This window comes from Allobosea sp. (assembly GCF_035999205.1).
Lineage (GTDB): Bacteria > Pseudomonadota > Alphaproteobacteria > Rhizobiales > Beijerinckiaceae > Allobosea.
The window spans coordinates 274496-297021 of record NZ_DASYHA010000021.1; the positions used below are offsets into that span (position 1 = coordinate 274496).

23 protein-coding genes and 1 tRNA gene are annotated in these 22526 nt (G+C 65.9%); 9 read left to right on the top strand and 15 right to left on the bottom strand.

Going from position 1 to position 22526, the window contains the following annotated elements:
- The first annotated feature begins 74 nt into the window (after positions 1-74).
- From VGN82_RS11930 to VGN82_RS11945, 4 genes are all read left to right on the top strand, one after another.
- On the top strand, positions 75-512 hold the full coding sequence (locus VGN82_RS11930; protein WP_327527231.1) for an OsmC family protein: 438 nt from the start codon (positions 75-77) through the stop codon (positions 510-512).
- Entirely contained in the window at positions 509-1375 is an 867-nt protein-coding gene (locus VGN82_RS11935; RefSeq protein ID WP_327527232.1) for a sulfurtransferase, read from the top strand. Before VGN82_RS11930 ends, VGN82_RS11935 begins: the two co-directional genes overlap by 4 nt.
- Before the next feature lie 122 nt (positions 1376-1497).
- A complete protein-coding gene (gene rimO, locus VGN82_RS11940; RefSeq protein WP_327527233.1) occupies positions 1498-2817 on the top strand; it encodes a 30S ribosomal protein S12 methylthiotransferase RimO in 1320 nt (439 codons plus the stop codon).
- Positions 2818-2826: 9 nt separating this feature from the next.
- Entirely contained in the window at positions 2827-3018 is a 192-nt protein-coding gene (locus VGN82_RS11945; protein WP_327527234.1) for a hypothetical protein, read from the top strand.
- A 37-nt stretch (positions 3019-3055) separates the two neighbouring features.
- On the opposite strand, the gene VGN82_RS11950 is transcribed toward VGN82_RS11945, so the two are convergent.
- On the bottom strand, positions 3056-3385 hold the full coding sequence (locus tag VGN82_RS11950; protein WP_327527235.1) for a hypothetical protein: 330 nt from the start codon (positions 3383-3385) through the stop codon (positions 3056-3058).
- Positions 3386-3633: 248 nt separating this feature from the next.
- Here VGN82_RS11950 and VGN82_RS11955 point away from each other — a divergent pair.
- A tRNA-Ser gene (locus VGN82_RS11955) sits at positions 3634-3723 on the top strand.
- Positions 3724-3760: 37 nt separating this feature from the next.
- On the opposite strand, the gene VGN82_RS11960 is transcribed toward VGN82_RS11955, so the two are convergent.
- The 3 genes from VGN82_RS11960 to VGN82_RS11970 form a co-directional block, all read right to left on the bottom strand.
- A complete protein-coding gene (locus VGN82_RS11960; RefSeq protein WP_327527236.1) occupies positions 3761-4954 on the bottom strand; it encodes a glycosyltransferase family 4 protein in 1194 nt (397 codons plus the stop codon).
- A 454-nt stretch (positions 4955-5408) separates the two neighbouring features.
- On the bottom strand, positions 5409-6974 hold the full coding sequence (gene guaA / locus VGN82_RS11965; RefSeq protein WP_327527237.1) for a glutamine-hydrolyzing GMP synthase: 1566 nt from the start codon (positions 6972-6974) through the stop codon (positions 5409-5411).
- A 51-nt stretch (positions 6975-7025) separates the two neighbouring features.
- Positions 7026-8324, bottom strand: coding sequence for an RsmB/NOP family class I SAM-dependent RNA methyltransferase (locus tag VGN82_RS11970; RefSeq protein WP_327527238.1), 1299 nt, complete (start codon positions 8322-8324; stop codon positions 7026-7028).
- A 161-nt stretch (positions 8325-8485) separates the two neighbouring features.
- Between VGN82_RS11970 and VGN82_RS11975 the strand changes: the two genes are divergently transcribed.
- Entirely contained in the window at positions 8486-8653 is a 168-nt protein-coding gene (locus VGN82_RS11975; RefSeq protein ID WP_327527363.1) for a hypothetical protein, read from the top strand.
- Positions 8654-8763: 110 nt separating this feature from the next.
- Complete coding sequence (locus tag VGN82_RS11980; RefSeq protein WP_327527239.1) at positions 8764-9939, top strand: glycerophosphodiester phosphodiesterase; 1176 nt, start codon at positions 8764-8766, stop codon at positions 9937-9939.
- Positions 9940-10023: 84 nt separating this feature from the next.
- On the opposite strand, the gene VGN82_RS11985 is transcribed toward VGN82_RS11980, so the two are convergent.
- The 6 genes from VGN82_RS11985 to VGN82_RS12010 all read right to left on the bottom strand — a co-directional run bounded on the left by VGN82_RS11985 (position 10024) and on the right by VGN82_RS12010 (position 16200).
- Positions 10024-10293: a hypothetical protein gene (locus VGN82_RS11985; protein ID WP_327527240.1), complete on the bottom strand. Its 270-nt coding sequence runs from the start codon at positions 10291-10293 to the stop codon at positions 10024-10026.
- Between the two features lie 174 nt (positions 10294-10467).
- Positions 10468-11184 (bottom strand): amino acid ABC transporter ATP-binding protein, encoded by a 717-nt coding sequence (locus VGN82_RS11990; protein ID WP_327527355.1) that lies wholly within the window; start codon positions 11182-11184, stop codon positions 10468-10470.
- A gap of 98 nt (positions 11185-11282) precedes the next feature.
- Entirely contained in the window at positions 11283-12662 is a 1380-nt protein-coding gene (locus VGN82_RS11995) for an amino acid ABC transporter permease (protein ID WP_327527241.1), read from the bottom strand.
- Positions 12663-12672: 10 nt separating this feature from the next.
- A complete protein-coding gene (locus tag VGN82_RS12000) occupies positions 12673-13866 on the bottom strand; it encodes an amino acid ABC transporter permease (RefSeq protein WP_327527242.1) in 1194 nt (397 codons plus the stop codon).
- A gap of 119 nt (positions 13867-13985) precedes the next feature.
- Positions 13986-15008 (bottom strand): amino acid ABC transporter substrate-binding protein, encoded by a 1023-nt coding sequence (locus VGN82_RS12005; protein ID WP_327527243.1) that lies wholly within the window; start codon positions 15006-15008, stop codon positions 13986-13988.
- A 166-nt stretch (positions 15009-15174) separates the two neighbouring features.
- The gene (locus VGN82_RS12010; protein WP_327527244.1) at positions 15175-16200 is read right to left on the bottom strand and encodes an amino acid ABC transporter substrate-binding protein; all 1026 of its coding nucleotides are present in this window, start codon (positions 16198-16200) and stop codon (positions 15175-15177) included.
- A gap of 264 nt (positions 16201-16464) precedes the next feature.
- Between VGN82_RS12010 and metC the strand changes: the two genes are divergently transcribed.
- The gene (metC, locus tag VGN82_RS12015) at positions 16465-17655 is read left to right on the top strand and encodes a cystathionine beta-lyase (protein ID WP_327527245.1); all 1191 of its coding nucleotides are present in this window, start codon (positions 16465-16467) and stop codon (positions 17653-17655) included.
- A 50-nt stretch (positions 17656-17705) separates the two neighbouring features.
- Here the strand turns inward: metC and VGN82_RS12020 are convergent, their stop codons facing one another.
- The 3 genes from VGN82_RS12020 to VGN82_RS12030 form a co-directional block, all read right to left on the bottom strand.
- Entirely contained in the window at positions 17706-18050 is a 345-nt protein-coding gene (locus tag VGN82_RS12020; protein ID WP_414644278.1) for a lipid-A-disaccharide synthase N-terminal domain-containing protein, read from the bottom strand.
- Entirely contained in the window at positions 18050-18796 is a 747-nt protein-coding gene (locus tag VGN82_RS12025) for a glycosyltransferase family 2 protein (RefSeq protein ID WP_327527246.1), read from the bottom strand. Before VGN82_RS12025 ends, VGN82_RS12020 begins: the two co-directional genes overlap by 1 nt.
- Before the next feature lie 90 nt (positions 18797-18886).
- Positions 18887-20575 carry an ArnT family glycosyltransferase gene (locus VGN82_RS12030; RefSeq protein ID WP_327527247.1) on the bottom strand — a complete coding sequence of 563 codons (1689 nt, stop codon included), beginning with the start codon at positions 20573-20575 and terminating at the stop codon, positions 18887-18889.
- 245 nt (positions 20576-20820) lie between these two features.
- On the opposite strand from VGN82_RS12030, the gene VGN82_RS12035 reads away from it, so the two are divergent.
- The gene (locus VGN82_RS12035) at positions 20821-21108 is read left to right on the top strand and encodes a hypothetical protein (RefSeq protein WP_327527248.1); all 288 of its coding nucleotides are present in this window, start codon (positions 20821-20823) and stop codon (positions 21106-21108) included.
- Between the two features lie 18 nt (positions 21109-21126).
- Here VGN82_RS12035 and VGN82_RS12040 read toward each other — a convergent pair whose 3' ends face one another.
- Both VGN82_RS12040 and VGN82_RS12045 read right to left on the bottom strand, forming a co-directional pair.
- Positions 21127-21342 carry an alkylphosphonate utilization protein gene (locus VGN82_RS12040; RefSeq protein WP_327527249.1) on the bottom strand — a complete coding sequence of 72 codons (216 nt, stop codon included), beginning with the start codon at positions 21340-21342 and terminating at the stop codon, positions 21127-21129.
- Between the two features lie 126 nt (positions 21343-21468).
- Entirely contained in the window at positions 21469-22485 is a 1017-nt protein-coding gene (locus VGN82_RS12045; protein WP_327527250.1) for an amino acid ABC transporter substrate-binding protein, read from the bottom strand.
- Positions 22486-22526 lie beyond the last annotated feature (41 nt).

Genomic DNA, 22526 nt, shown 5'->3' on the forward strand with positions numbered 1-22526 from the left:
ACGACTTCCGCCCGGCTCGCCTCATTGCCGCCAAGTGGCTATCCATAGCTGAATCGCAAGGCAGGAGACGGACCGTGAAAGCACGTGCGAAGTGGGTCGAAGGCATGGCCTTCATGGGCGAGGCCGGCAGCGGACATGCCGTCATGATGGATGGCGCGCCGGAGTATGGCGGACGCAACATCGGCATCCGGCCGATGGAGATGCTGCTGATCGGGCTCGCAGGTTGCACCGGCTTCGATGTCGTGCAGATCCTGAAGAGGAGCCGCGAGCCTGTGACAGGCTGCGAGGTCGAGGTCGAGGCGGAGCGCGCCACGGAGGACCCCAAGGTCTTCACCAAGATCCATCTCGGTTATCGCATCAGCGGGCCGGGTCTTTCGCCGGCCAAGGTCGAGCGTGCCGTCACATTGTCGAAGGATAAGTACTGTTCGGCTTCGATCATGCTCGGAGCCACCGCCGAGTTCACCTACGCGATCGACATCGTCGACAACCTGAAGAAGGAAGCGGCCGAATGAGCGATACTGTATTCTCCGGACTGATCAGCCCCGAGGCGCTGCAGGCGCGGCTCGACGACAGCCATCTCGTCGTGGTCGACATCCGCTCCAGCGTCGATGGCGGCGGAAAGGCGGCCTATGAGGCCGGCCATGTGCCGGGTGCCGTCCACTCCGACTATGTCGCCGATGGCTGGCGCGCCAAGGTCGGGAATGCGCCGGGGCTGCTGCCGCCGCTCGACCATCTCGCCGCTCTCGTCGGCCGGCTCGGCATCAAGCCTCATGATGACGTTGTGATCGTGCCCGCCGGCGTCAGCGCCACCGATTTCGCGGCTGCCGCTCGGGTCTACTGGACCCTGAAGACGATCGGGCACGGCCAGCAAGCCATCCTCGACGGCGGTTTCAAGGCCTGGTCGGCCGATCCGTCGCGCCCGGTCGAGGCCGGCCCCTCCGCCCCCCGGTCTTCGGACCCATACCCTGTCGTGATGCAGCAGCGGCTGCGCAGCACGAGCGATGCAACGCTCGTCGCCTCCCGCAGCAAGCTCGCGACGCTCGTCGATGCGCGCTCGGCCAGCTATTTCGAGGGGCGCGAGAAGGCGCCCGAGGCCACCCGCGCCGGGCATATTCCGGGCGCGGTCTCGCGCGACTACGCCGAGGCCTTCGACCCCGCGACCGGCCGCCTGAAGCCGCCGGGCGCCTTGTCGGCCCTGTTCGACGCTGTGCCGCGCGGACCGGCGATCTCCTATTGCAACACCGGCCATACGGCGGCGTTGAACTGGTTCGTGATGTCGGAGCTGTTCGGCCGCGACGAGGTCGCGCTCTATGACGGCTCGATGACCGACTGGACGCAGGATCCGGAGCGGCCGGTGGCGACGGTAGCCGCCTGAGCGATGGCCGATCGTTCCGGCTTCGCAAGGTCGGATTTGCCAAATTGGCTGAAACGGTTCAAAGGAGGGCGCGCGCGCCATGCCGCGCCGCCCCCTTTCGAAAATTGCCGAGCAGCCAGCCGATGAACGCCGTCGCGCCGAAGATTTCCTTTGTTTCGCTGGGATGCCCGAAGGCGCTCGTCGATTCCGAGCGCATCATCACCTCGCTTCGCTCCGAGGGTTACGAACTGAGCAAGAGCCATGCGGGCTCCGACCTCGTCATCGTCAACACCTGCGGCTTCCTCGACTCGGCCAAGGCCGAGTCGCTCGAGGCCATCGGCGCGGCCATGGCCGAGAACGGCAAGGTCATCGTCACCGGCTGCATGGGCGCCGAGCCCGAGCAGATCCGCGACGTCTTCCCGAATGTGCTCGCGATCACAGGCCCGCAGGCCTATGAGAGCGTCGTCTCGGCCGTGCATCAGGCGGTCCCGCCGAAGCATGACCCCTTCGTCGATCTGGTGCCGGATCAGGGCGTCAAGCTCACGCCGCGCCACTACGCCTATCTGAAGATCTCCGAGGGCTGCAACAACCGCTGCAGCTTCTGCATCATCCCGAAGCTGCGCGGCGATCTGGTTTCGCGGCCGATTGGCGAGGTTCTGCGCGAGGCCGAGAAGCTGGTGAAGGCCGGCGTCAAGGAATTGCTGGTGATCTCGCAGGACACCAGCGCCTATGGCCTCGACATCAAGTACAAGCCGTCGATCTGGCAGGATCGCGAAGTCCGCACCCGCTTCTTCGAGCTGGCGCGGGAGCTCGGCCAGATGGGGGTCTGGGTGCGCATGCACTACGTCTACCCCTACCCGCATGTCGACGAGGTCATCCCGCTGATGCAGGAAGGCCTGATCCTGCCCTATCTCGACATCCCCTTCCAGCACGCCTCGCCCAATGTTCTCAAGGCGATGAAGCGTCCGGCTCATCAGGACAAGACGCTCGATCGGCTGCGCAAATGGCGTGAGATCTGCCCCGACCTCGCCATCCGCTCGACCTTCATCGTCGGCTTCCCCGGCGAGACGGAAGAGGACGTCCAGTTCCTCCTCGACTGGCTGAAGGAAGCCAAGCTCGAGCGCGTCGGCGCCTTCAAATACGAGCCGGTCAAGGGTGCGCCGGCGAACGACCTCGGTCTTCCCCTCGTTCCCGAGGAGGAGAAGGAGGCGCGCTGGCATCGCTTCATGAAGGCTCAGGCCGAAATCTCGACGCGCATCGTCCGGAATCGCGTTGGCAAGCGCATCCAGGTCATCATCGACGAGGCCGGGCCGACGGTCGCCAAGGGCCGCTCGAAATGGGACGCGCCCGAGATCGACGGCAATGTCTATGTGGCGAGCCGTCGCCCGCTCCGTGCCGGCGATATCGTGACGGTGAAGATCGAGCGTGCCGACGCCTATGACCTGCACGGCGTGGCGGTCTAGCAACTGCCGTTGGCGGGCGGCCGCGTTGCGGTCGTGGCTTCGGCGGTGAGGCGCTGCGCCAAGCTGCTGCTCGGCCTCGCCGTGCTGGGCTGCGTGCTGCTCGGCCTGCTTCTCGTGATCGCGGCCGTGACCGGCTTTGCCGACATCCCCTGCCAGGACGGCACTTGGGACGAAGCGCGGAAGACCTGTGTGCCGAGCTAGGCGCTGATGCCGACAAGGCCGCCTCGCGCCGGAGTCCTCAGAGGCTCTGGCAAATCCGGCGGATCGGTTTGCCGTTGCGATCGCGTGCGACGTTGCCGTCGCCCCCGCAGCCCTGCTGGGCCCAGCTCTCGGTCTGCGCTGTCCGGGCGCCCTTCGGAGGCGTATCGCAGATCCCTGCGCGGCATTCGGTCAGGGCGCGGCGCGGCTCGACGAGGCGCGACAGTCGGGCCTTGCCCTCATCGGCAGCGACGACGGCCTGCGTTGCGACGTCGTTGCGGCCCTTGCTGCCGCTCTGCTGAGCGAGGGCGACGGTGACGATGGTCAGGGAGGCAAGGGCGAAGCCGGTGATGCGAAGCGCGCGGGACATGGAAGGTGGTCCGAATGAACATCAGCGATCGCTGACAGCCATTCGTCGCGGCAGCGCAGTATCGGGTTCACTCGCGCGCCGGCGATTTCAGCGGCCGGAGGGCCGGCGCCGAAGCCATCCTTGTCCTGAACGGCTGCAAGAGCACCGCCATCGCGCGTGCTATGGCCGGCGCGGGCGCGCCAAACCCCCTCGCCTCGCGTTCATGGCCCTTGCCAAATCAGCCCATGACCGGCAATGACTGCGGCACCGGAAGGGTGGCCGAGTGGTTTAAGGCAGCGGTCTTGAAAACCGCCGTGGGTGCAAGCCCACCGTGGGTTCGAATCCCACCCCTTCCGCCAGTCCGCGATGGGTAGTCGGAACACCCTCTCGTCGACGCTAGCGGGCTAGCCCTGACGCTGCGGCATAGACCCGCTCAAACTCCTCGGCACAGCGAGACCACGACCGCAGTTCCGCCAATTCACGGGCGGCCCGGCCGAGGCGAGTGCGCAAGTCAGCATCGTCCAGGATGTCGCTGATAGCAGAGGCGATGCTGCCCGCCCCGTCCTCGACGAGCGCGTGAACTCCTCTCTCGATCCCGATTCCTGCTGTTGCGAGAGGCGTCGCCACGATTGGCGCGCCGCAGGCCATCGCCTCAAGCAGCTTGTTCTTGATTCCTGACCCGACACGCATCGGGCAGACATAGACTGCGGCCTGCTGGATCACCGGAACCACGCTGTCGAGTGCTCCCGTGACGCGAACATTCGGGGCACTCAGTTCGCGCACTGCCGCGTTCGGATTTCTGCCCGCGAGAACGACCTGGGCATCCGGGTGCCGTTGCCGGACGATCGGCAGGATGTCCCGGACCAGGAACTGGACGGCGTCGACATTGGGCTCGTAATCCATCGCGCCGTGGAAGACGATCGCCGAGCCGGCGGTGCCGTCGGTTGCCGGGCTGAACTTGATCGTGTCGATCCCGTTCGGGATGATCGTCGGACGCAGCGCCGCATTGAGCCCGCGCAGTACATCGGCGTCGCGTTGGGTGACAACGATGAGTTCGTCGCTGCGAGCGTAGGCCTCGGCCTCGAAGCGTCTGAACCGGGCCGCTTCACGGCGCGCCTTCCAGCGGGCCGTCGAACTGCCGGCAGCGCCGATCCGGGCTGCTGCGTTCAAGTCGTCGGCATCCAGCGGCGCAGCAACCGTGGCAATTCCATCGATGGGCGCGAGCGCGGCCACGGCGCCGGATTGAAGATGAATCACATCAGGCTTGAATGTTTCGACCGCTCTTAGCACCGCATCGCGCAGAGATGAGCGGAGAAGGAAGTCCACGACCCTTGAGCGACCGGTCACAAAGGTCCGCAACTCGGTCAAGGCCCGTGAGAAAAGCGGTTGCTCGTAGGTCAAATCGTATTCGACATGATCGGAGCAAAGCTTCGCCAACTCCAGATCGTCGACGCTCGACTTGGTCGGTCGTGGACTAATGAGCAGAATGTCATGGCGTTGTTTGAGTTCGGCGAGCACCGCATAGAGATGCAATTGCATGCCGTCGACGGGAGGAACCGGGTGGAAGTTGGTTGCTACGAGGATGCGCATTCGCTTCTCGCTGCGAAAGAGATGGTCTCCGCGATCATCTTAAGCAGACCGTTGTCCAGGGTCCAAATGCAATCAGCGCCCTCGATCGGTCCTCGTGGAACGCTCCGATAGCCATCCGACATCACGACTTGGTGTGGGGCATTGGCCGCGCGATTGCCGCGTCTCTGGGACGGCTCCCGCCGCTGCTGTCCTTGTGACCGAATGGCCCACGTCCCACTCGGATGCGTGACGCCCATTTAATCCGCCCGTAACCGGCACAAGGTGCATGCCGGTATAGGGCTCGATCACTCGTCTTTGCTGCCGGAATGGGCCAGCCAAAACATGGCACTCGACGGCTGAGCCGAGCGCAGGCACCGGCCTGCGGAGAGGGAGCGCCTCCGTTGGGAGGCGGACGGCGCTCCCTCTCCAATGCGCGCTGGACCGCCGTCTTCGCCGCGTCAGCGGGGAGCCGAGGTCACTCCCACTCGATCGTGCCCGGGGGCTTGCTGGTGACGTCGTAGACGACGCGGTTGATGCCCTTGACCTCGTTGATGATGCGGGTCGCGGTGCGGCCGAGGAAGGCCATGTCGTAGGGGTAGAAATCGGCGGTCATGCCGTCGACCGAGGTCACGGCGCGCAAGGCGCAGACATGGTCGTAGGTGCGATAGTCGCCCATAACCCCGACGGTGCGGACCGGCAGCAGCACGGCGAAGGCCTGCCAGATCACGTCGTAGAGGCCGGCCTTGCGGATCTCGTCGAGATAGATCGCATCTGCCTTGCGCAGGATATCGAGCTTCTCCTTGGTGATCTCGCCGGGGCAGCGGATGGCGAGGCCCGGCCCCGGGAAGGGGTGGCGGCCGACGAAGGCCTCGGGCAGGCCGAGTTCGCGGCCAAGCACGCGGACCTCATCCTTGAACAATTCGCGCAGCGGTTCGACGAGCTTCATCTTCATGCGCTCGGGCAGGCCGCCGACATTGTGGTGGCTCTTGATCGTTACCGAAGGCCCGCCGGAGAAGGAGACGCTCTCGATCACGTCCGGGTAAAGCGTGCCCTGCGCGAGGAAATCGGCGCCACCAAGCTTGGCGGCTTCCGCATCGAAGACGTCGATGAAGAGCCGGCCGATGGTTTTGCGCTTGGCTTCCGGATCGGCGCCACATTTGGCCAGCTCCGACAGGAAAAGCTCTTCCGCTTCAACATGGACGAGCGGAATGTTGTAGTGATCGCGGAACAGGCGCACGACCTCTTCCGCCTCGTTCATCCGCATCAGCCCGTGATCGACGAAGACGCAGGTCAGCTGATCGCCGATCGCCTCATGGATGAGGACGGCGGCCACGGCGGAATCGACGCCGCCCGACAGCCCGCAGATGACGCGACCGCTGCCGACCTGCTCGCGGATCTTCTTCTGCATCTCGGCGCGATAGGCAGACATGCTCCAGTCCGGCGTGCAGCCGCAGATGTTGACGACGAAGTTGCGGAGCAGCTTGCCGCCATCGGGCGTATGCACCACCTCGGGGTGGAACATGGTCGAGTAGAAGCGCCGCTCCTCGTCGCTGGCCACCGCGTAAGGCGCGTTCTCGGAGGTCGCCTTGACGCTGAAGCCGGCGGGCAGCTGCGTGACGCGGTCGCCATGGCTCATCCAGACCGGATAGCGACCGCCCTCCTCCCAGACGCCCTCAAAGAGCGCCGACGGCGTGACGATCTCGACATCGGCCCGCCCGAATTCGGCGGCATGGCCGCTCTCGACCTTGCCGCCGAGCTGCTGCGCCATGGTCTGCTGTCCGTAGCAGATACCGAGCACCGGCAGACCCGTGGAGAACACTTCCTGCGGCGCGCGTGGCGAGCCCTCGTCGGGCACCGAGGCGGGACCGCCCGAGAAGATCACGCCCTTGGGCTTCAGCCGCTGGAAGGCTTCGGAGGCCGACTGGAACGGGGCGATCTCGCAATAGACGCCGAACTCGCGGATGCGCCGCGCGATCAGCTGCGTGACCTGCGAACCGAAGTCGATGATGAGGATGGAGTCGTGGTGAGTTTCGCTCGTCATCGCGCTCGGTTAAGCCATCGCGCGATGCGGTGCAACGGGCTGTTTCCTGTGTCAGGCCCCGCGCTGGACGCAGGCCAGATAAAAGCCGTCGGTTCCGGTGCGCCGTGGCGAGAATTGCACGCCGTGTTCGGTCGCGAAGCGCGCCAGCAGGCTGAAGTCCCCCTCGGGCGACGCCAGGAGCTGCGGCAGAGGAACCGGGGCGAAGCCGCCATGCTTGGCGAGGAAACCGGAAATGGCCGCGTCGTTCTCGTCCGGCAGCACCGAGCAGGTGATGTAGGCGATGCGGCCGCCGGGCTTCACGAGCCTTGCGGCGCGGGCCAACACTTCCGCCTGGTCCTTGACGCGCTCGGCGAGCGCGCCCGGCCGCACCCGCCATTTCGCATCCGGATTGCGCCGCCAAGTGCCCGAGCCCGTGCAGGGCGCGTCGACCAGCACGAGATCGGCCTGGCCCTCGACATCGGCCAGCGGCTCATGGCCGCGCGAGCGCGGGATCCGGATCTCGGCGATGCCTGCCCCCGAGCGCGCCAGCCGCTCATGCAGCGGGGCAAGCCTGCGGCTGTCGAGATCGGTGGCGAAGAGGCGCCCCTGATTGTTCATCAACGCGGCCAGCGCCAGTGTCTTGCCCCCTGCCCCGGCGCAGAGGTCGATCACGGTCTGTCCAGGCTTTGCGCCGGCCAGAAGGGTGACGAGCTGAGAACCTTCATCCTGGATCTCGAAGCCGCCGGCGAAGAAGGCGGGCTCGGCTTGGAGCGAGGGGCCGCGCCCGTCATGGCCAGGCTGGAAGCGCAGTGCATCCGGCGACCATGCTCCTGTCTCCGGGTTCGCATGAGCAAGCTCGGCCAGCAGCGTCGCGCGCGTGGTCTTGAGCCGGTTGGCGCGGATGTCGATCGGCGCCCGACCGGCGAGCGCCTCGCCCTCCGCCACGGCATCGGCGCCAAAGGCCACGGTGAAGGCGGGCCAGAGCCATTCGGGAACGTCTGCGCGGACCCAGTCGGGCGCACCGGCGAGCGACAGGGCGACGAGCCGATCGACCTCCTCCGCCTCCAGGGGCGCGGGAGCGTGGTTCTCGCCGGAGCAGAGCGAGGCGATCTCCTCCAGACCGAGCCCGCGCAGCCGCGCCAGCATGCCGAGCAGCAGCGCGCGGGGCGCTTCCGAGCCCATGGCGAAGCTGCTCGAAGCCCTGCGGCGCAGTGCATCATAAACGAGCGAAGCGATGGCGGCCCGGTCCTTCGAACCGGCGAAGCGGCGCGACAGGCCCCAGTCCTTGAGTGCGTCGGAGGCCGGGCGCCGGCGCTGGATGATGTCGTCCAGCACCTCGATGGCGGCGCTGATGCGGGCGGCGGGCGTCATGGCGGTGAATTCCGGGGTCCGGACGCTCGTCGAAGCGCCGGCAATTTTGCGGGTCGATATCGAGATTGGTCGATTTCAAACATGACGCACGGTCATAGCGCGCCTCGCGTCATGCTCTTGACGCGGTCCTTCCACAGGCTGAAACACGAGGCAACTGCCTCTTGCAACAAAAGGTCCTGTTCATGCACCGTGCCGGCCATCTCGTTGTCGCTTCCCTGATCGCGCTCGCGCTCGCCGCCTGTGCCGCGCAGCCTGCGCCGGACCTGACCCCGCCGCCGGCCAAGCGTCTCGACGCCAAGACGACGCTGGAGAACGGCCCGCGCCGTTGAGACTTCCCCTCCCCGCAGCTATGGCTGCGGGGAGGCCACCAGGCATTCAATCGCCTGTCAGATCGCCCGATCAGGGTCGCGTCGGAAACGCCGTTCCAAGGATCGATGCCATGATGACGAAAACCCTGCTTTCCACCGGCCTTGCGACCGTCCTCGGCCTCGCCGCATTCGCGCCCCAGGCCGGTCTGGCGCAAACGGCCGCCGCCCCTACGCTGTCTGGCCAGAAGCCACTGATCATCGCGCATCGCGGCGCCAGCGGCTACCTGCCCGAGCACACGCTCGAAGCTTACAAGCTCGCGATCGAACAGGGGGCCGACTTCATCGAACCGGACCTGGTCTCGACCAAGGACGGCGTGCTGGTGGTGCGCCACGAGCCGATGCTGAGCGGCACCACCGACGTCGCGACGAAGCCGGAATTCGCCGGGCGCAAGACCAAGCGCAAGGTCGACGGCATCGACACCGAGGACTGGTTCGCCAACGACTTCACCCTCGCCGAGATCAAGACGCTCAAGGCAAAGCAGGCCTTCGGCGATCGCGACCAGTCGCATAACGGCAAATATGCGATCCCGACCTTCCAGGAGGTGATCGACCTCGCCAAATCCGAGAGCGCGCGCACCGGCCGCACGATCGGCGTCTATCCCGAGACCAAGCACCCGACCTATCACGCTGCGCTCGGGCTGGCTTTCGAAGACAAGCTGCTCGACATCCTCAAGGCGGCCGGCTGGACCGAGAAGACCTCGCCAGTGTTCATCCAGAGCTTCGAGACGGCGAACCTCAAATACCTGCGTCCGAAGACTCAGCTGCGTCTGGTCCAGCTCGTCGATGGCGATGGTGTCGACAAGGATGGGCGCGTCACGCTCGCGGCCCCGTTCGACCGCCCCTATGACTTTGCGGTGCTGGGCGACAGCCGCACCAACCAGGACCTGCTGTCCGCCGAAGGCCTGAAGCAGATCGCGACCTATGCGGACGGCGTCGGCCCCTGGAAGCCCTATATTCTCGCCGGCAAGCAGGTCATCGGTGCCGACGGCAAGCCGCAGGACCTCAACAAGGACGGTGTCATCGACGAGCGCGACCGGGTTCTGATCGCACCGACCAATGTCATCAAGGACGCCCATGCTGCCGGGCTGCTCGTCCATAGCTGGACATTCCGCAGCGAGCCCAAGCGGCTGGCGTCCGATTTCAGTGGCGATCCCGCAGCCGAGTACAAGGCCTTCCTCGCACTCGGCATCGATGGGATTTTCAGCGATTTCCCGGACACGGCCGTGAAAGCCCGCGACGGCAAATAACGCCTGCGTCGGACGCCAGATCTGTAAACACGAAGGCCCGCCCAGCGATCGCAGGGCGGGCCTTTCCGTATTTATCGAACCCGATCAGTCGCAGACGCGCTCAGTGCGGCGGATCTCGCCGCGTGGCGTCTCGCGAACCGTCGTGATGGTCCGGCAATCGCTACGGTCGCGGACACGGTAGTAGCGCTCGCGTTCACGGGCGCGCTCCTCGCGGCGGATATCACGGTCGATGGCACGCTCGCGCGGCGAGCGCGGATCGACCTGAACACCGCCCGGCCCGATGTTGATCGACTGGGCGTAGGCGCCGCCCGTCGTGATCAGGGCAGCCACCAGGGCAGGAATGAACGGCTTCATGTTGGGTCCTCCGATTTGCGAGGACAACCATCGCCTGCCGGTATTGTTCCCCCGCGTCTGCCATCGGTGCCGCGGCGGGCTCGCGAACGGCGATCGAAAATGCAGTGATTTCAAAGAATTGGCGCGCCGGATCGCTCCGGCGCTCCAATTGGGGTTTCCGCCGCGTGTCGTGGCTCAGTGCAAGATCTGGCTGAGGAACAGCTTGGTGCGCTCGTGCTGCGGATTCTTGAAGAACTCGTTGGGCTCGTTCGACTCGACGATCTGGCCGGCATCCATGAAGATGACGCGGTCCGCGACCTGGCGCGCGAAGCCCATCTCGTGCGTGACGCAGAGCATGGTCATGCCCTCGTCGGCGAGCGAAACCATGGTGTCGAGCACCTCCTTGACCATCTCGGGGTCGAGCGCCGAGGTCGGCTCGTCGAACAGCATGATCTTGGGGCTCATGCAGAGCGAGCGGGCGATGGCCACGCGCTGCTGCTGGCCACCGGAGAGCTGGCCCGGATACTTCGCCGCCTGCTCGGGGATCTTGACGCGCTTGAGATAGTGCATGCCGATTTCCTCGGCGTCTTTCTTGGGCATCTTCTTCACCCAGATCGGCGCGAGCGTCAGGTTCTCGAGGATCGTCAGATGCGGGAACAGGTTGAAGTGCTGGAACACCATGCCGACATCGCGGCGAATCTCGTCGATCTTCTTGAGATCGTTGGTGAGTTCCGTGCCGTCGACAATGATCTGGCCCTTCTGGTGCTCCTCCAGCCGGTTGATGCAGCGGATCATCGTCGACTTGCCCGAGCCCGACGGGCCGCAGATCACCAGCTTCTCGCCGCGCGAAACCTTGATGTTGATGTCACGCAGGACGTGAAACTCGCCATACCACTTGTTGACACCGATCATCTCGACCGCCGTCTCGGTGTTGAGCGAGGTCACTTTCAGCGCCGCCGGACGGGGATCCGTCGTCTTCACACTAGCCGTTGCCATGTTCGTGGTCCCTCTCAGCGTCTCTGGCCGGCGGCGAGGCGCTTCTCGACCGCGATCGAGTAGCGCGACATGCCCCAGCAGCACAGGAAATAGAAGACCGCGGCGAAGGCATAGCCCGTCGCGCGGGTGGTCGGCGTTGCCCAGGTCGGATCGACCAGCGTCGCCTCGATGGTCCTCAGGAAGTCGAAGATGCCGACGATGGTGACCAGCGTCGTGTCCTTGAACAGCCCGATGAAGGTGTTGACGATGCCGGGGATCACGATGCGCAGCGCCTGCGGCAGGATGATCAGCCGCATCATCTGCCAGTAGCCGAGGCCGAGCGACATGGCGCCCTCGTACTGGCCCTTCGGGATCGCCTGCAGGCCGCCGCGGATCACCTCCGCCATGTAGGCGGCGGCGAACAGGGCGACGCCGATCAGCGGGCGCAGTAGGCGATCGGGCGAATACTCCTGCGGCACGAACAGCGGAAGCATGGTGTTCGCCATGAACAGCACGGTGATCAGCGGCACGCCGCGCACGAACTCGATGAAGATCACCGAGAGCAGCTGGATCGCCGGCAGCCTCGAACGCCGTCCGAGCGCCAGCATCACGCCCAGCGGCAGCGAGAAGACGATGCCGACCGCCGCGATCAGGAAGGTCACCATCATCCCGCCCCACAGGCCGGTATCGACCCGCGGCAGGCCGAGCTGGCTGTCGAGCATCGCGATCAGCCCGAAGATGACCATCGCCACCAGGATCAGGCGCTTGGGCCGGTAGAAGCGCTTCCAGGGCGGCGCGGCTTCCTCCACGGCGAGCAGCGCCGGACCGGTCCAGAACCGCGCCAGCGAGGGCACGAAGGACAGCACCATGTAGAGCAGCGCGAGCGCGAAGGTGATCAGGATCAGGACGCGCAGCCGGCTCTCCACGGCGTCACCGCCCAGCAGCAGCATGTAGGCGCTGATCGGCAGCATCACGAAGAAGAAGAACGCGCCGACCTTCTTCAGCGGTGCCCGGTCCCACAGCATCCAGACCACGCCGATCGCGAACATCGCGAAGACGATGTTGACCCGCCAGCGCTGCTGCACCGGATAGGAGCCATAGATGAAGTACTGGAAGCGATCGGCGACATAGGCCCAGCAGGCGCCGACCGGACGGCCGGCCTTTTCCGCCAGGCAGGCATCGCGGTTGGCCCCGGTCCAGACCGCGTCGATGAAGTAGAACCGGAACAGCTCCGGCACGGTGGTCACCACGACATAGAGGCAGACCAGCGTCAGCAGCGTGTTCAAGGGCCCGGAGAACAGGTTGTTCCGGATCCAGGCGACGGGCCCCGCCACCGACAGCGGCGCGGCCTCCTGCTCCAGCGTCTCCTTGCGGACGAAGGCGTAGCGTGCGTTTTCGAGCGTTGCGTCGGTCATGTCGGCGCCCTCACCGTTCCACCAGCGCCATGCGCTTGTTGTAGATGTTCATGAACAGCGACGTCACGAGCGAGATGGTCAGATAGACCGCCATGGTGATGGCGACGACCTCGACCGCCTGGCCGGTCTGGTTCAGCACCGTTCCGGTGAAGACCTGGACGAGATCGGGATAGCCGATCGCGACCGCCAGCGAGGAGTTCTTGGTCAGGTTGAGATAGTTCGAGGTCAATGGCGGGATGATCACGCGCATCGCCTGCGGGATCACGACGAGCTTCAGCGTCGGGCCCGGACGCAGGCCGAGGGCATGGGCCGCCTCGGTCTGGCCCTTCGACACGGCCAGGATGCCGGCGCGCACCACTTCGGCGATGAAGCCGGCGGTATAGGTCGTCAGGCCGATCAGGAGCGCGACGAACTCCGGGAAGATCTGCAGGCCGCCGGTCAGGTTGAAGCGGCCCTGCTGCGGAAACTCGAACGAGAGCGGCTGTCCGGCGGCGAAATAGACCAGGAGCGGAACGCCAATGATGAGGCCGGCCGCGATCAGGCCGTTGGGATATTGCCGACCGGTCCGTTCCTGCTGCTTCTTCGACCAGCGGTGGAAGACGACCGCGGCGACGACCGCGAGCAGGAAGGCGATCACCACGGCCATGAAGCCCGGGGCGAACTGCGGATTGGGCAGGATCAGGCCGCGATTGTTCAGGAAGATCGAGCCCGGCAAGGCGATCGAGTTGCGCGCATCCGGCAGCGGCTTCAGCACCGCATTGTACCAGAAGAACAGCTGCAGCAGCAGCGGCAGGTTGCGGATGACCTCGACATAGATCATCGCGAGCTTCGCCAGCACCCAGTTGCTGGACAGCCGGGCGACGCCGACGAAGAAGCCGAGAAAGGTCGAGAGCACGATGCCGATCGAGGCGACCAGCAGCGTATTGAGCAGCCCGACCCAGAAGGCTTCGCCATAGGTCGAGCCCGATGCGCTGAACGGGATGAGCTTCTGATTGACGTCGAAGCCGGCAGCATTGTGCCAGAAGCCGAAGCCCGAAGCGATCTTCTGTGCCCGCAGGTTCTCGATCGCATTGGAAGCGGCCGACCAGATCAGGAAGCCGACGATCGCGATCAGGGCGATCTGATAGACATAGCCTCTGATCCTCGGATCATAGAATAGCGAGGCCCTGCTCGGTCGAACAGTTTCGGTCGGAATGGTCGCCACCTGTTACGCCCTTTTTTGATGCTCGTTGCGGCCCGCGATCCGACGACGGTCAGTTAACCGCCGTCGGCCGTGCCGTTCTTCTTGGGGCGGCGCGACGCCTGGGGCGCCGCGCCATCCGGTCAGCGGATCGGCGGGGCGTATTGCAGCCCGCCCTTGGTCCAGAGCGCGTTCTGGCCGCGCGCGATCTTCAGAAGCGAGCCGGAGCCGACGTTCTTCTCGAAGGATTCGCCGTAATTCCCGACATGCTTGATGATCCGGTAGGCCCAGTCATTGGGCAGGCCGATGGCCTCGCCGAACTTGCCTTCGGTCCCGACGAGGCGCTTGATCTCCGGATTTTCGGATTTCAGCATCTCGTCGACATTGGCCTTGGTCACGCCGAGCTCTTCGGCGTTGAGCATGGCGTTGTGCGTCCACCGGACCACGTCGAGCCAGTTGTCGTCGCCATGGCGAACCGCCGGTCCGAGCGGCTCCTTGGAAATGATCTCGGGCAGGACGATGTGGTCAGCCGGCACAGAGAGCTTCAGGCGCTCGGCATAGAGACCCGAGGCGTCGGTGGTGAAGGCATCGCAGCGGCCGGATTCATAGGCCTTGATCGTCTCGTCCGCGCTCGCGAAGGCCACGACCTCGTACTTCATCTTGTTGGCGCGGAAGTAGTCGGCGAGGTTCAGCTCGGTCGTCGTGCCCTGCTGGGTGCAGACCGAGGCGCCGGCAAGCTTGAGCGCGGAATCGACGCCGAGCTTCTTGCGGACGAGGAAGCCCTGGCCGTCATAGTAGTTGATGCCCGCGAAGTTGAGGCCGAGCGAGGTGTCGCGCGACATCGTCCAGGTCGTGTTGCGGGACAGCAGGTCGACTTCGCCCGACTGGAGCGCCGTGAAACGGTCCTTCGACGAGAGCGGGATGTACTTGACCTTGTTCGGGTCGTTGAAGATGGCAGCCGAGATCGCCTTGCAGAGGTCGACGTCGAGCCCGCTCCAGACGCCCTGGGCGTCAGGGATGCCGAAGCCCGCGAGGCCGGGGCCGACGCCGCAGGTCAGGACGCCCTTGGTCTTGATCTGGGCCAGCAGGCCGGTCTGGGCCTGGGCCCCGCCGACGCATACCGTTGTTGCTGCAGCGACGAGCGCCGCGGCGAAAATTGTCTTCATGCCATGTTCCCCTGTTGGCGGAACGGGTTCCTGCCCGTTCTCGGTTGCCTTGCAAGTCCCGGACCAAGCTCCCCAGCCTGGCGCCTCCTCCTTTTGGCCGAGTCATGGCCTTGATTCGTCACGGAAACCGGCGGGCGCCGCATGCCGCGGCGCCCGCCGAAAGATCTTAGCGAACCGGCGGGGCGTACTGCAGTCCGCCCTTGGTCCACAGCGCGTTCTGGCCGCGGGCGATCTTCAGCAGCGAACCCTGGCCGACGTTGCGCTCGAAGGACTCGCCGTAGTTGCCGACATGCTTGATGATCCGGACGACCCAATCGGAGGTCAGGCCGACGGTCTCGCCGAACTTGCCCTCGGTCCCGAGCAGGCGCTTGATCTCCGGGTTCGGCGACTTCAGCATCTCGTCGACATTGGCCTTGGTCACACCGAGTTCCTCGGCGTTCAGCATGGCGAAGTGGACCCACTTCACCAGGTTGAACCATTGCGGATCGGTGTTGCGGACCGACGGGCCGAGCGGCTCCTTAGAGATGATCTCAGGCAGCACGATGTGGTCGTCCGGCGCCGTCAGCTTGAGGCGCTCGGCATAGAGGCCCGAGGCGTCGGTGGTGAAGGCGTCGCAGCGGCCGGCGTCATAGGCCTTGACCGTCTCGTCGGACGAGGCGAAGGCGACGACCTCGTACTTCAGGTTGTTGGCGCGGAAGAAGTCGGCGAGGTTCAGCTCGGTCGTGGTGCCCTGCTGGGTGCAGACCGAAGCGCCGGAAAGCTGGAGCGCCGAGGTGACGCCGAGCTTCTTGCGGACCATGAAGCCCTGACCGTCATAGTAGTTCACGCCGGTGAAGAGCAGGCCGAGCGACGCGTCGCGCGTCATCGTCCAGGTCGAGTTGCGGACCAGGAGGTCGACCTCACCCGACTGGAGCGCCGTGAAGCGATCCTTGGCCGAGAGCGGAATGAACTTGACCTTGGTCGGATCGTTGAAGATCGCGGCCGCGACGGCGCGGCAGAACTCGACGTCGAGCCCGCCCCAGTTGCCCTGGGCGTCCGGCACGCCGAAGCCGGCGAGGCCGGTATTCGAGCCGCAGTTGAGGATGTTGCGCTGCTTGACCTGGGCCAGGGTCGCGGGTGCCTGCGCCGACACTGTCGTCGCCGTGAGGGCGAACCCGAGCCCTGCGATCGCGGCTGCCAAAATCTTTTTCATAGAACTCTCTCCCATTGAGGTCTCCTGCCCGGCCTCAGCCGGCAGGCCTTCATCGGTTCCATCGCCGGCGAAACTCGAGTTCGCTCGATTGCACACGAAATAAGCGACATCCCCTCGTCGTCGATTGCCAGAGCCCTACATGAGCGTCAAGCAAGGCTCCTCACCGGCGCCGCCCCTTGTCCGCTGCATACATCACATGCGAGTTTGTGGGGGTGGTCAAGCCTGACCCATTCCTCCCAAACACCCCCAGTGCCTACCGGTGCCATGAAAAAGCTGCCCCCGTCCGACTTCGCGCGCCTTAGCGAAAGAACCCGTCTCGTCATGGCCGGCCGTGATCCGGCCGACAGTTACGGCTTCGTCAATCCGCCGATCGTGCGCGGTTCGACGGTGGTCTATCCCAGCACCGAGGATTTCCTCGTCCGCAAGGCGCGCTACACCTACGGCACGCAGGGCAACCCGACGATCGACGCCCTGGTGGCCGCCTGCAATACGATCGAGGGCGGTGCCGGCACGGTGATCACGCCCTCCGGCCTGCTCGCCTGCACCCTGCCCTTCCTGGCCTTCCTCTCGGCCGGCGATCACGTCCTGGTGACCGACAGCGTCTATCGGCCGACGCGCATCTTCTGCGAATCGATGCTGAAGCGCATGGGCGTTGAGACGACCTATTACGATCCCACGGTGGGCGCCGGCATCGCGGAGCTGTTCAAGCCGAACACGAAGGCGATTTGGACCGAGACGCCGGGATCCCAGACCTTCGAGATGCAGGACATCCCGGCGATCGTCAAAGCCGCCCACGCCCGCCAGATCCTGGTGATGATGGACAATACCTGGGCGACGCCGCTCTTCTTCGACAGCCACAAGGCGGGTGTCGACGTCACAGTGCAGGCCGGCACCAAGTACTATGCCGGCCATTCCGACGTCCTGATCGGCACCGTCTCGGCCCGGACGCCGGAGCTCTACAAGCAGCTGCGCGCCAGCTGGGAGCAGCTCGGTGTCATCATCGCGCCGGAGGATGCCTTCCTGACGCTGCGCGGCATGCGCACCATGGCGATCCGCCTGAAGGAGCAGATGCCGGCCGGCATCGCCATGGCGCAGTGGCTGGCGGCCAGGCCCGAGGTCGCACGCGTCATGCACCCGGCCCTGCCGGGCGATCCCGGCCATGCCCTCTGGAAGCGCGATTTTACAGGCGCCTCCTCGCTCTTCGGCTTCGAGCTGGAACCCGTCTCGATGAAGGCGGTGGCGGCGATGCTGGACGGGCTCACCCTGTTCGGCATGGGCGCGTCATGGGGCGGATATGAGAGCCTCGTCCTGCCGTTCGACTGCAAGGCCTACCGCACAGCGACGACGCCGAACTTCTCGGGTCCGACGGTCCGTATCCATATCGGGCTGGAGGATCTCGACGACCTCAAGGCCGATCTCGAAGCCGGCTTCGCCCGGCTGCGCGCCGCCGCCTGAGCGGTCGGAGCGGGCTCGGCGTCGGACCGGGCCCGTTTTCCGGCGCGGGCCTAGCCGGGCCCCGCATTGGTGTCCTCGCCTCTTGCCCGGGCGCGGAGCACGAATTGCAGATTGCGCAGATAGACGAAGACGCCGAAGCCCTGGCCGATGATGAAGACCGGATCGCGCCGGTGCAGGGCGTAGACCAGCAGCAGCATGCCGCCGCCGATCGAGAACCACCAGAACGTCATCGGCACGACGGACTTCTTTGCCTTCTCGCTGGCGAGCCATTGGACGACGAAGCGCATCGTGAACAGCGCCTGTGCGACCACACCGAGCACGACCCACCAATCGAGGTTGTTGACGAAAACCTCGTGGAAGTAGTTGCCGATCTTGTTCTGCAGATCGATCAGCATCACCTGTTCTCCGTGACAATCTGCGGCACGCGCTTGCGGCGCCGGATCAGCCACCAGACCCCGACGAGATCGAGGACGCCGACCCAGAGCCGGTCGAAGAAGCCGTAGTTCGAGACGCCGCTGAGACGCGGGCGGTCGCGCACATCGACATGCACGACCTCGTAGCCCTCGCGTACCATCAGCGCCGGCATGAAGCGGTGCAGGGCGTCGAAATAGGGCAGCGCCAGATAGGCTTCGCGCCGGAAGCATTTCAGCCCGCAGCCGGTATCGCGCGTGCCGTCCTTCAGCAGCCGGCCGCGCACGCCGTTGGCGATGCGCGACTGCAGCTTCTTGAAGCCCGTATCCTTGCGGCCGACGCGCTGCCCCTGGACCAGCCCGGCCTGCATGCCGGCCTTCTGCAGCGCCTCGACCATGGCCGGCAGGAAGGCGGGATCGTTCTGGCCGTCGCCATCGAGCGTCGCGACGATCGGGGCACGGGCGTGCCGCACGCCGCTCCTGACCGCGGCGCTCTGGCCGCAGGATTGGGCATGGGTGACGATCCGCAGCCAAGGGCGGTTCGACGCCAGGGCCGCGAGCGCCGCCGGCGTGCCGTCGCTCGAGCCGTCATTGACGTATACGACCTCGAAGGCACCGAGCGGCGCGCAGGCGGCCTCGATGTCCGCCAGGAGCGGCCCGACATTGCCCACCTCGTTGCGGACGGGCACGACCACGCTCAGCAGCGGGGCAAGGGAAGAAGGTTCGGTCAAAAGAGCCTCATCCGGCAAAATGGCCCGCAACCTGCGTCAGCGAGGCGGACAGGGCAAGGAACTTTCGGGCACGGCGCCATTGCGCCGGTCTCACGGCCGCGCATAGACGGCCATCTCGAGCCGGCGGCCGCCATTCAGGTTGAAGCCGCGGATCGTGGTGACCAGCCGCGGCGTCAGCCCGGCCTGGGCGATCGCCGCCTGGAACGCGGCGCCGTGGCGCGCCTCGACGAAGGCGATGCGGCAGCCCGCCTGGTTCAGGAAGGCGGCAGCCTCGGCGCCGTCCGTCCCCATCGCGAGATTGGTTCCCGTCAGGAAGACGAGGCTCGGCTCGCGATAGCCCACGGTCATCACGGCCGGATCGGCGCAGCCCACGGAACGTGCGGCCTCGGCCAATCGTGGCGAGAGCTTGAGCGAGCGCATACTCTCGATGGCGAAGCCGTAGACGCCGACGCCGAGCAGCAGGCTCGCCAGCACGCAGCGCCGGAGCACGCCCTCGAAGTCGCTGCGGCGGAAAGCGGCGACGGCGCTGGCCGCGACGAGCAAGGTCAGCAGCAGGAACGGCAGCGCGAGATAGGGCAGCGTGCCGTCGAGCGACCAGTTGGCCCCGATGATGACGCCGATCAGGGCCAGCGGCACGAGCACGACGAGGAGCGCGGTCGCGACCGCGCCGCGGCGGAAGCGGTCGATCCCGCCATTGACGATCGCGAGCAGGAGCAGCGCGGTGATCGCCGGATAGAGCGGCAGGACATAGTGAGGCAGCTTCGTCGGTACCGCTTCGAAGACAAGCCAGGACGGCACGATCCAGGCGAGCAGGAACAACACCTGCGGCTCGCGGCGCCTGACCCAGGCGAAGGGAATAGCCATCGCGGCGAATGCCGCGGCCGGCCAGTAGGTGCCGAAGAAGATCAGCAGGTAGAGCCCCGGCGGGCCCCAGTGCTTCTCCTGCCCTTCGGCGACCTTGCCGAGCATGTCCTGGCCCACGCTGGCGGCAAAGAAGCTGCCGCCCGTCTTCCAGGCGATCGCGGCGAACCAGGGCAGCACGACCACGAGGCAGAGCAGCAGGCCACGCCCGAAGCGCAGCGGTGCGAGCCAGCGGAAACTGCGCTCGCGAATGCTCAGGACGAGAATGGCCAGGCCCCAGACCATCGGCACGATCGGCCCCTTCAGCAGGAGGCCGAGCGCGGTCGCGCCCCAGAAGACCAGCCAGTTGCGCGAACTCGGCACGAAGGCGAGCGAGCGCGTCCAGTCCAGCCAGGTGCGCGCCAGGGCGCCCAGGCTCGCGACGGCGCAGGCCGACAGCAGCGCGTCGGTCTTGGCGATGCGGGCCTCGACGCCCAGCAGTACCGCAGCCGCCATCAAGGCAGCGCCGAGCAGCGCGAAGCGGCGATCGACGAAAGCCAGCAAGGCCCAGTAGCTCAGCAGGACGGTCGCGATGGCGCCGATCAGCGAAGGAATGCGATAGAGCCAGATCTGCGTGCGCGCCTGCGGCACGCCGAGCGCCTCGGCGGCGGCGACCGTCGCGCTCTGGAGCCAGTAGATGCCCACCGGCTTCTTGTGGCGCGCTTCGTCCTGGAAGCGGATGTCGACGAAATCGCGCGTCTCGAGCATCTGCTTGCTCGCCTGCGCGAAGCGAGGCTCGTCGCGATCGAGCGGTTGCAAGGTGTGGAAGCCGGGCAGGAACGCGGCCAGCGACAGCAGGAGGAGCAGCGCACAGGCACGGGCATGGCTGGCCGAGGCCATGGCCACGAGACGGTCGAGCGCGGGCGTCAGCGAAAACATCGTGCATCCTCGCGACCGCTCGGGTCGCACCTGTCCTGAAGGCCGGGAATGGCGGGACCGGCTATCCCCGATAAGCCGGCGCCGCGATGACGGGCTTTTCGGGCACGATCAAGGCGAAGCCGCGCCAATGTCGGCCGGCGCGGTTTACGCCGCATGCTGCGTCGCGGCAAGCGGGCGAGGCATTGCGCGCCCGGCATGACAGTTCCCAGCGCGATTGCTAGCCTGCCGTTTCGCAGGGGGCGGGCATGGGCAGGCTGTTCTGGAAGGCGCTGCGCGCCGGGCTGTGGGGCCTGCTGCTTGGCCCACTCCTGGCCGTGATGTTCGTGTTCGGCGCGATGATGCTCGATCCGAAATGCGGTGCGGGCGATTCCGGCGGCTGCGCCATGGGGCTCCTCACCGTTCCCGTCGCGATCGCCCTGCCGAGCTTCGGCCTGTTCTTCGCGGTCAGCCTTCTGCGCGGCCTGTGGCAGCGCCGGCCGTCGGACCCAACCGCCACGATCAGGCGCCTACGCAATTGGGGCCGGGAAGAATGACCTGCCCCTGCCCCTGACTTACGCCTTCTTCAGGAACTCGGTCTTCAGCACGAGGCCCTTGACCTTCTCGGCATTGCACTCGATTTCGCCTGCGTCGTCGGTCAGGCGAATGTTCTTGACGAGGGTGCCGCGCTTGAGCGTCACCGACGTGCCCTTGACCTTGAGATCCTTGATCAGCGTGACGGAATCGCCGTCCTTCAGCAGATTGCCGTTCGAATCCCTGACGTCGCTCATGGTCTCTTCCCGCTTCGATGGGCGGCTTGTAGGCGCCGGCAACCGCCGCGGTAAAGAGCGATCCCCGCCCAATCCGGATGAGCAGCGTGACGGGCGAACGATCAGAGCCCGCCCGGCCTCGTCATCTCAGCGGAACGGCGGGCTGTACTGAAGGCCGCCTTGGGTCCAGAGCGCATTGGGGCCTCGCTGGAGCTGGAGGCGCGACTGCGATCCGAGATAGCGCTCGAAGGACTCGCCGTAATTGCCCACGGCCGCGATGATCCGGACGACCCAGTCGTTGCTGACGCCCATCGCCTCGCCGAACTTGCCGTCCAGCCCGAGGAAGCGCTTGAGCTCCGGATTGGTGGATTTCGTCATCTCGCGGACATTCGCCTGCGTCACGCCAAGTTCCTCGGCATTGACCAGCGCGGCGACCGTCCAGCGGACAAGGTTGAACCAGCCCTCGTCTCCGGTCCGGACCCAGGGACCCAGCGGCTCCTTGGAGATGACCTCGGGCAGGATGATGTGGCTGTCCGGATCCTGCAGCTTGAGTTTCACGGCCGAAAGCGCCGAGATGTCCGTCGTGTAGGCGTCGCAGCGGCCCGACTCATAGGCTTTGAGCGCCTCTTCCGAGGTCCCGAAGGCTGCCGGCTCGTATTTCATGCCGAGCTTGCGGAAATAGTCGGCGAGATTCAGTTCGCTCGTCGTGCCCTGGGCGACGCAGACTGACGCGCCGTCGAGCTTCGTCGCGCTGGCGACGGAGAGCTTCTTCGCCACCATGAAGCCCTGCCCATCATAATAGTTCACGGCGGTGAAGGTGACCCCCTGTCCGAGATTGCGCGACAGCGTCCAGGTGGTTGTCCGCGGCAGCACGTCGATCTCGCCGCCCTGCAGGGCGATCAGCCGGTCCTTCGAGGTCAGGGGAACGAACTTGGCCTTGTCCTGATCGTTGAAGATCGCGACCGCCAGCGCTCGGCAGATGTCGATGTCGAAGCCGTGCCAGCGCCCGGCCGCATCCTGGATCGAGAAGCCGGCGACGCCTGGGCTGGTGCCGCAGATGACATGGCCACGCTCCTTGATCTTGGCGAGCGTGCCGCTCGGTTGGGCCCAGGCTGGCGTGCTCGCGGCCGCGAGCGCCGCCAGGCCGAAAATCCATCGCTTCATGATGTTCCCCTTATTGTTTCGGTTACTTGCAGGCACAGTTC

Bases quoted from the DNA above. Each gene is read 5' to 3' on its own strand.
- VGN82_RS12040 (WP_327527249.1), bottom strand. From the start codon at position 21,342: ATGAGCGACGTCAGGGATTCGAACGGCAATCTGCTGAAGGACGGCGAT.
- VGN82_RS12010 (WP_327527244.1), bottom strand. From the start codon at position 16,200: ATGAAAAAGATTTTGGCAGCCGCGATCGCAGGGCTCGGGTTCGCCCTC.
- VGN82_RS11950 (WP_327527235.1), bottom strand. From the start codon at position 3,385: ATGTCCCGCGCGCTTCGCATCACCGGCTTCGCCCTTGCCTCCCTGACC.
- VGN82_RS11990 (WP_327527355.1), bottom strand. From the start codon at position 11,184: ATGATCGGTGTCAACAAGTGGTATGGCGAGTTTCACGTCCTGCGTGAC.
- guaA (WP_327527237.1), bottom strand. From the start codon at position 6,974: ATGACGAGCGAAACTCACCACGACTCCATCCTCATCATCGACTTCGGT.
- VGN82_RS11970 (WP_327527238.1), bottom strand. From the start codon at position 8,324: ATGACGCCCGCCGCCCGCATCAGCGCCGCCATCGAGGTGCTGGACGAC.
- VGN82_RS12030 (WP_327527247.1), bottom strand. From the start codon at position 20,575: ATGTTTTCGCTGACGCCCGCGCTCGACCGTCTCGTGGCCATGGCCTCG.
- VGN82_RS11935 (WP_327527232.1), top strand. From the start codon at position 509: ATGAGCGATACTGTATTCTCCGGACTGATCAGCCCCGAGGCGCTGCAG.
- VGN82_RS11980 (WP_327527239.1), top strand. From the start codon at position 8,764: ATGATGACGAAAACCCTGCTTTCCACCGGCCTTGCGACCGTCCTCGGC.
- VGN82_RS11985 (WP_327527240.1), bottom strand. From the start codon at position 10,293: ATGAAGCCGTTCATTCCTGCCCTGGTGGCTGCCCTGATCACGACGGGC.
- VGN82_RS12020 (WP_414644278.1), bottom strand. From the start codon at position 18,050: ATGCTGATCGATCTGCAGAACAAGATCGGCAACTACTTCCACGAGGTT.
- VGN82_RS11960 (WP_327527236.1), bottom strand. From the start codon at position 4,954: ATGCGCATCCTCGTAGCAACCAACTTCCACCCGGTTCCTCCCGTCGAC.
- VGN82_RS11995 (WP_327527241.1), bottom strand. From the start codon at position 12,662: ATGACCGACGCAACGCTCGAAAACGCACGCTACGCCTTCGTCCGCAAG.
- VGN82_RS12035 (WP_327527248.1), top strand. From the start codon at position 20,821: ATGGGCAGGCTGTTCTGGAAGGCGCTGCGCGCCGGGCTGTGGGGCCTG.
- metC (WP_327527245.1), top strand. From the start codon at position 16,465: ATGAAAAAGCTGCCCCCGTCCGACTTCGCGCGCCTTAGCGAAAGAACC.
- VGN82_RS12005 (WP_327527243.1), bottom strand. From the start codon at position 15,008: ATGAAGACAATTTTCGCCGCGGCGCTCGTCGCTGCAGCAACAACGGTA.
- VGN82_RS12045 (WP_327527250.1), bottom strand. From the start codon at position 22,485: ATGAAGCGATGGATTTTCGGCCTGGCGGCGCTCGCGGCCGCGAGCACG.
- rimO (WP_327527233.1), top strand. From the start codon at position 1,498: ATGAACGCCGTCGCGCCGAAGATTTCCTTTGTTTCGCTGGGATGCCCG.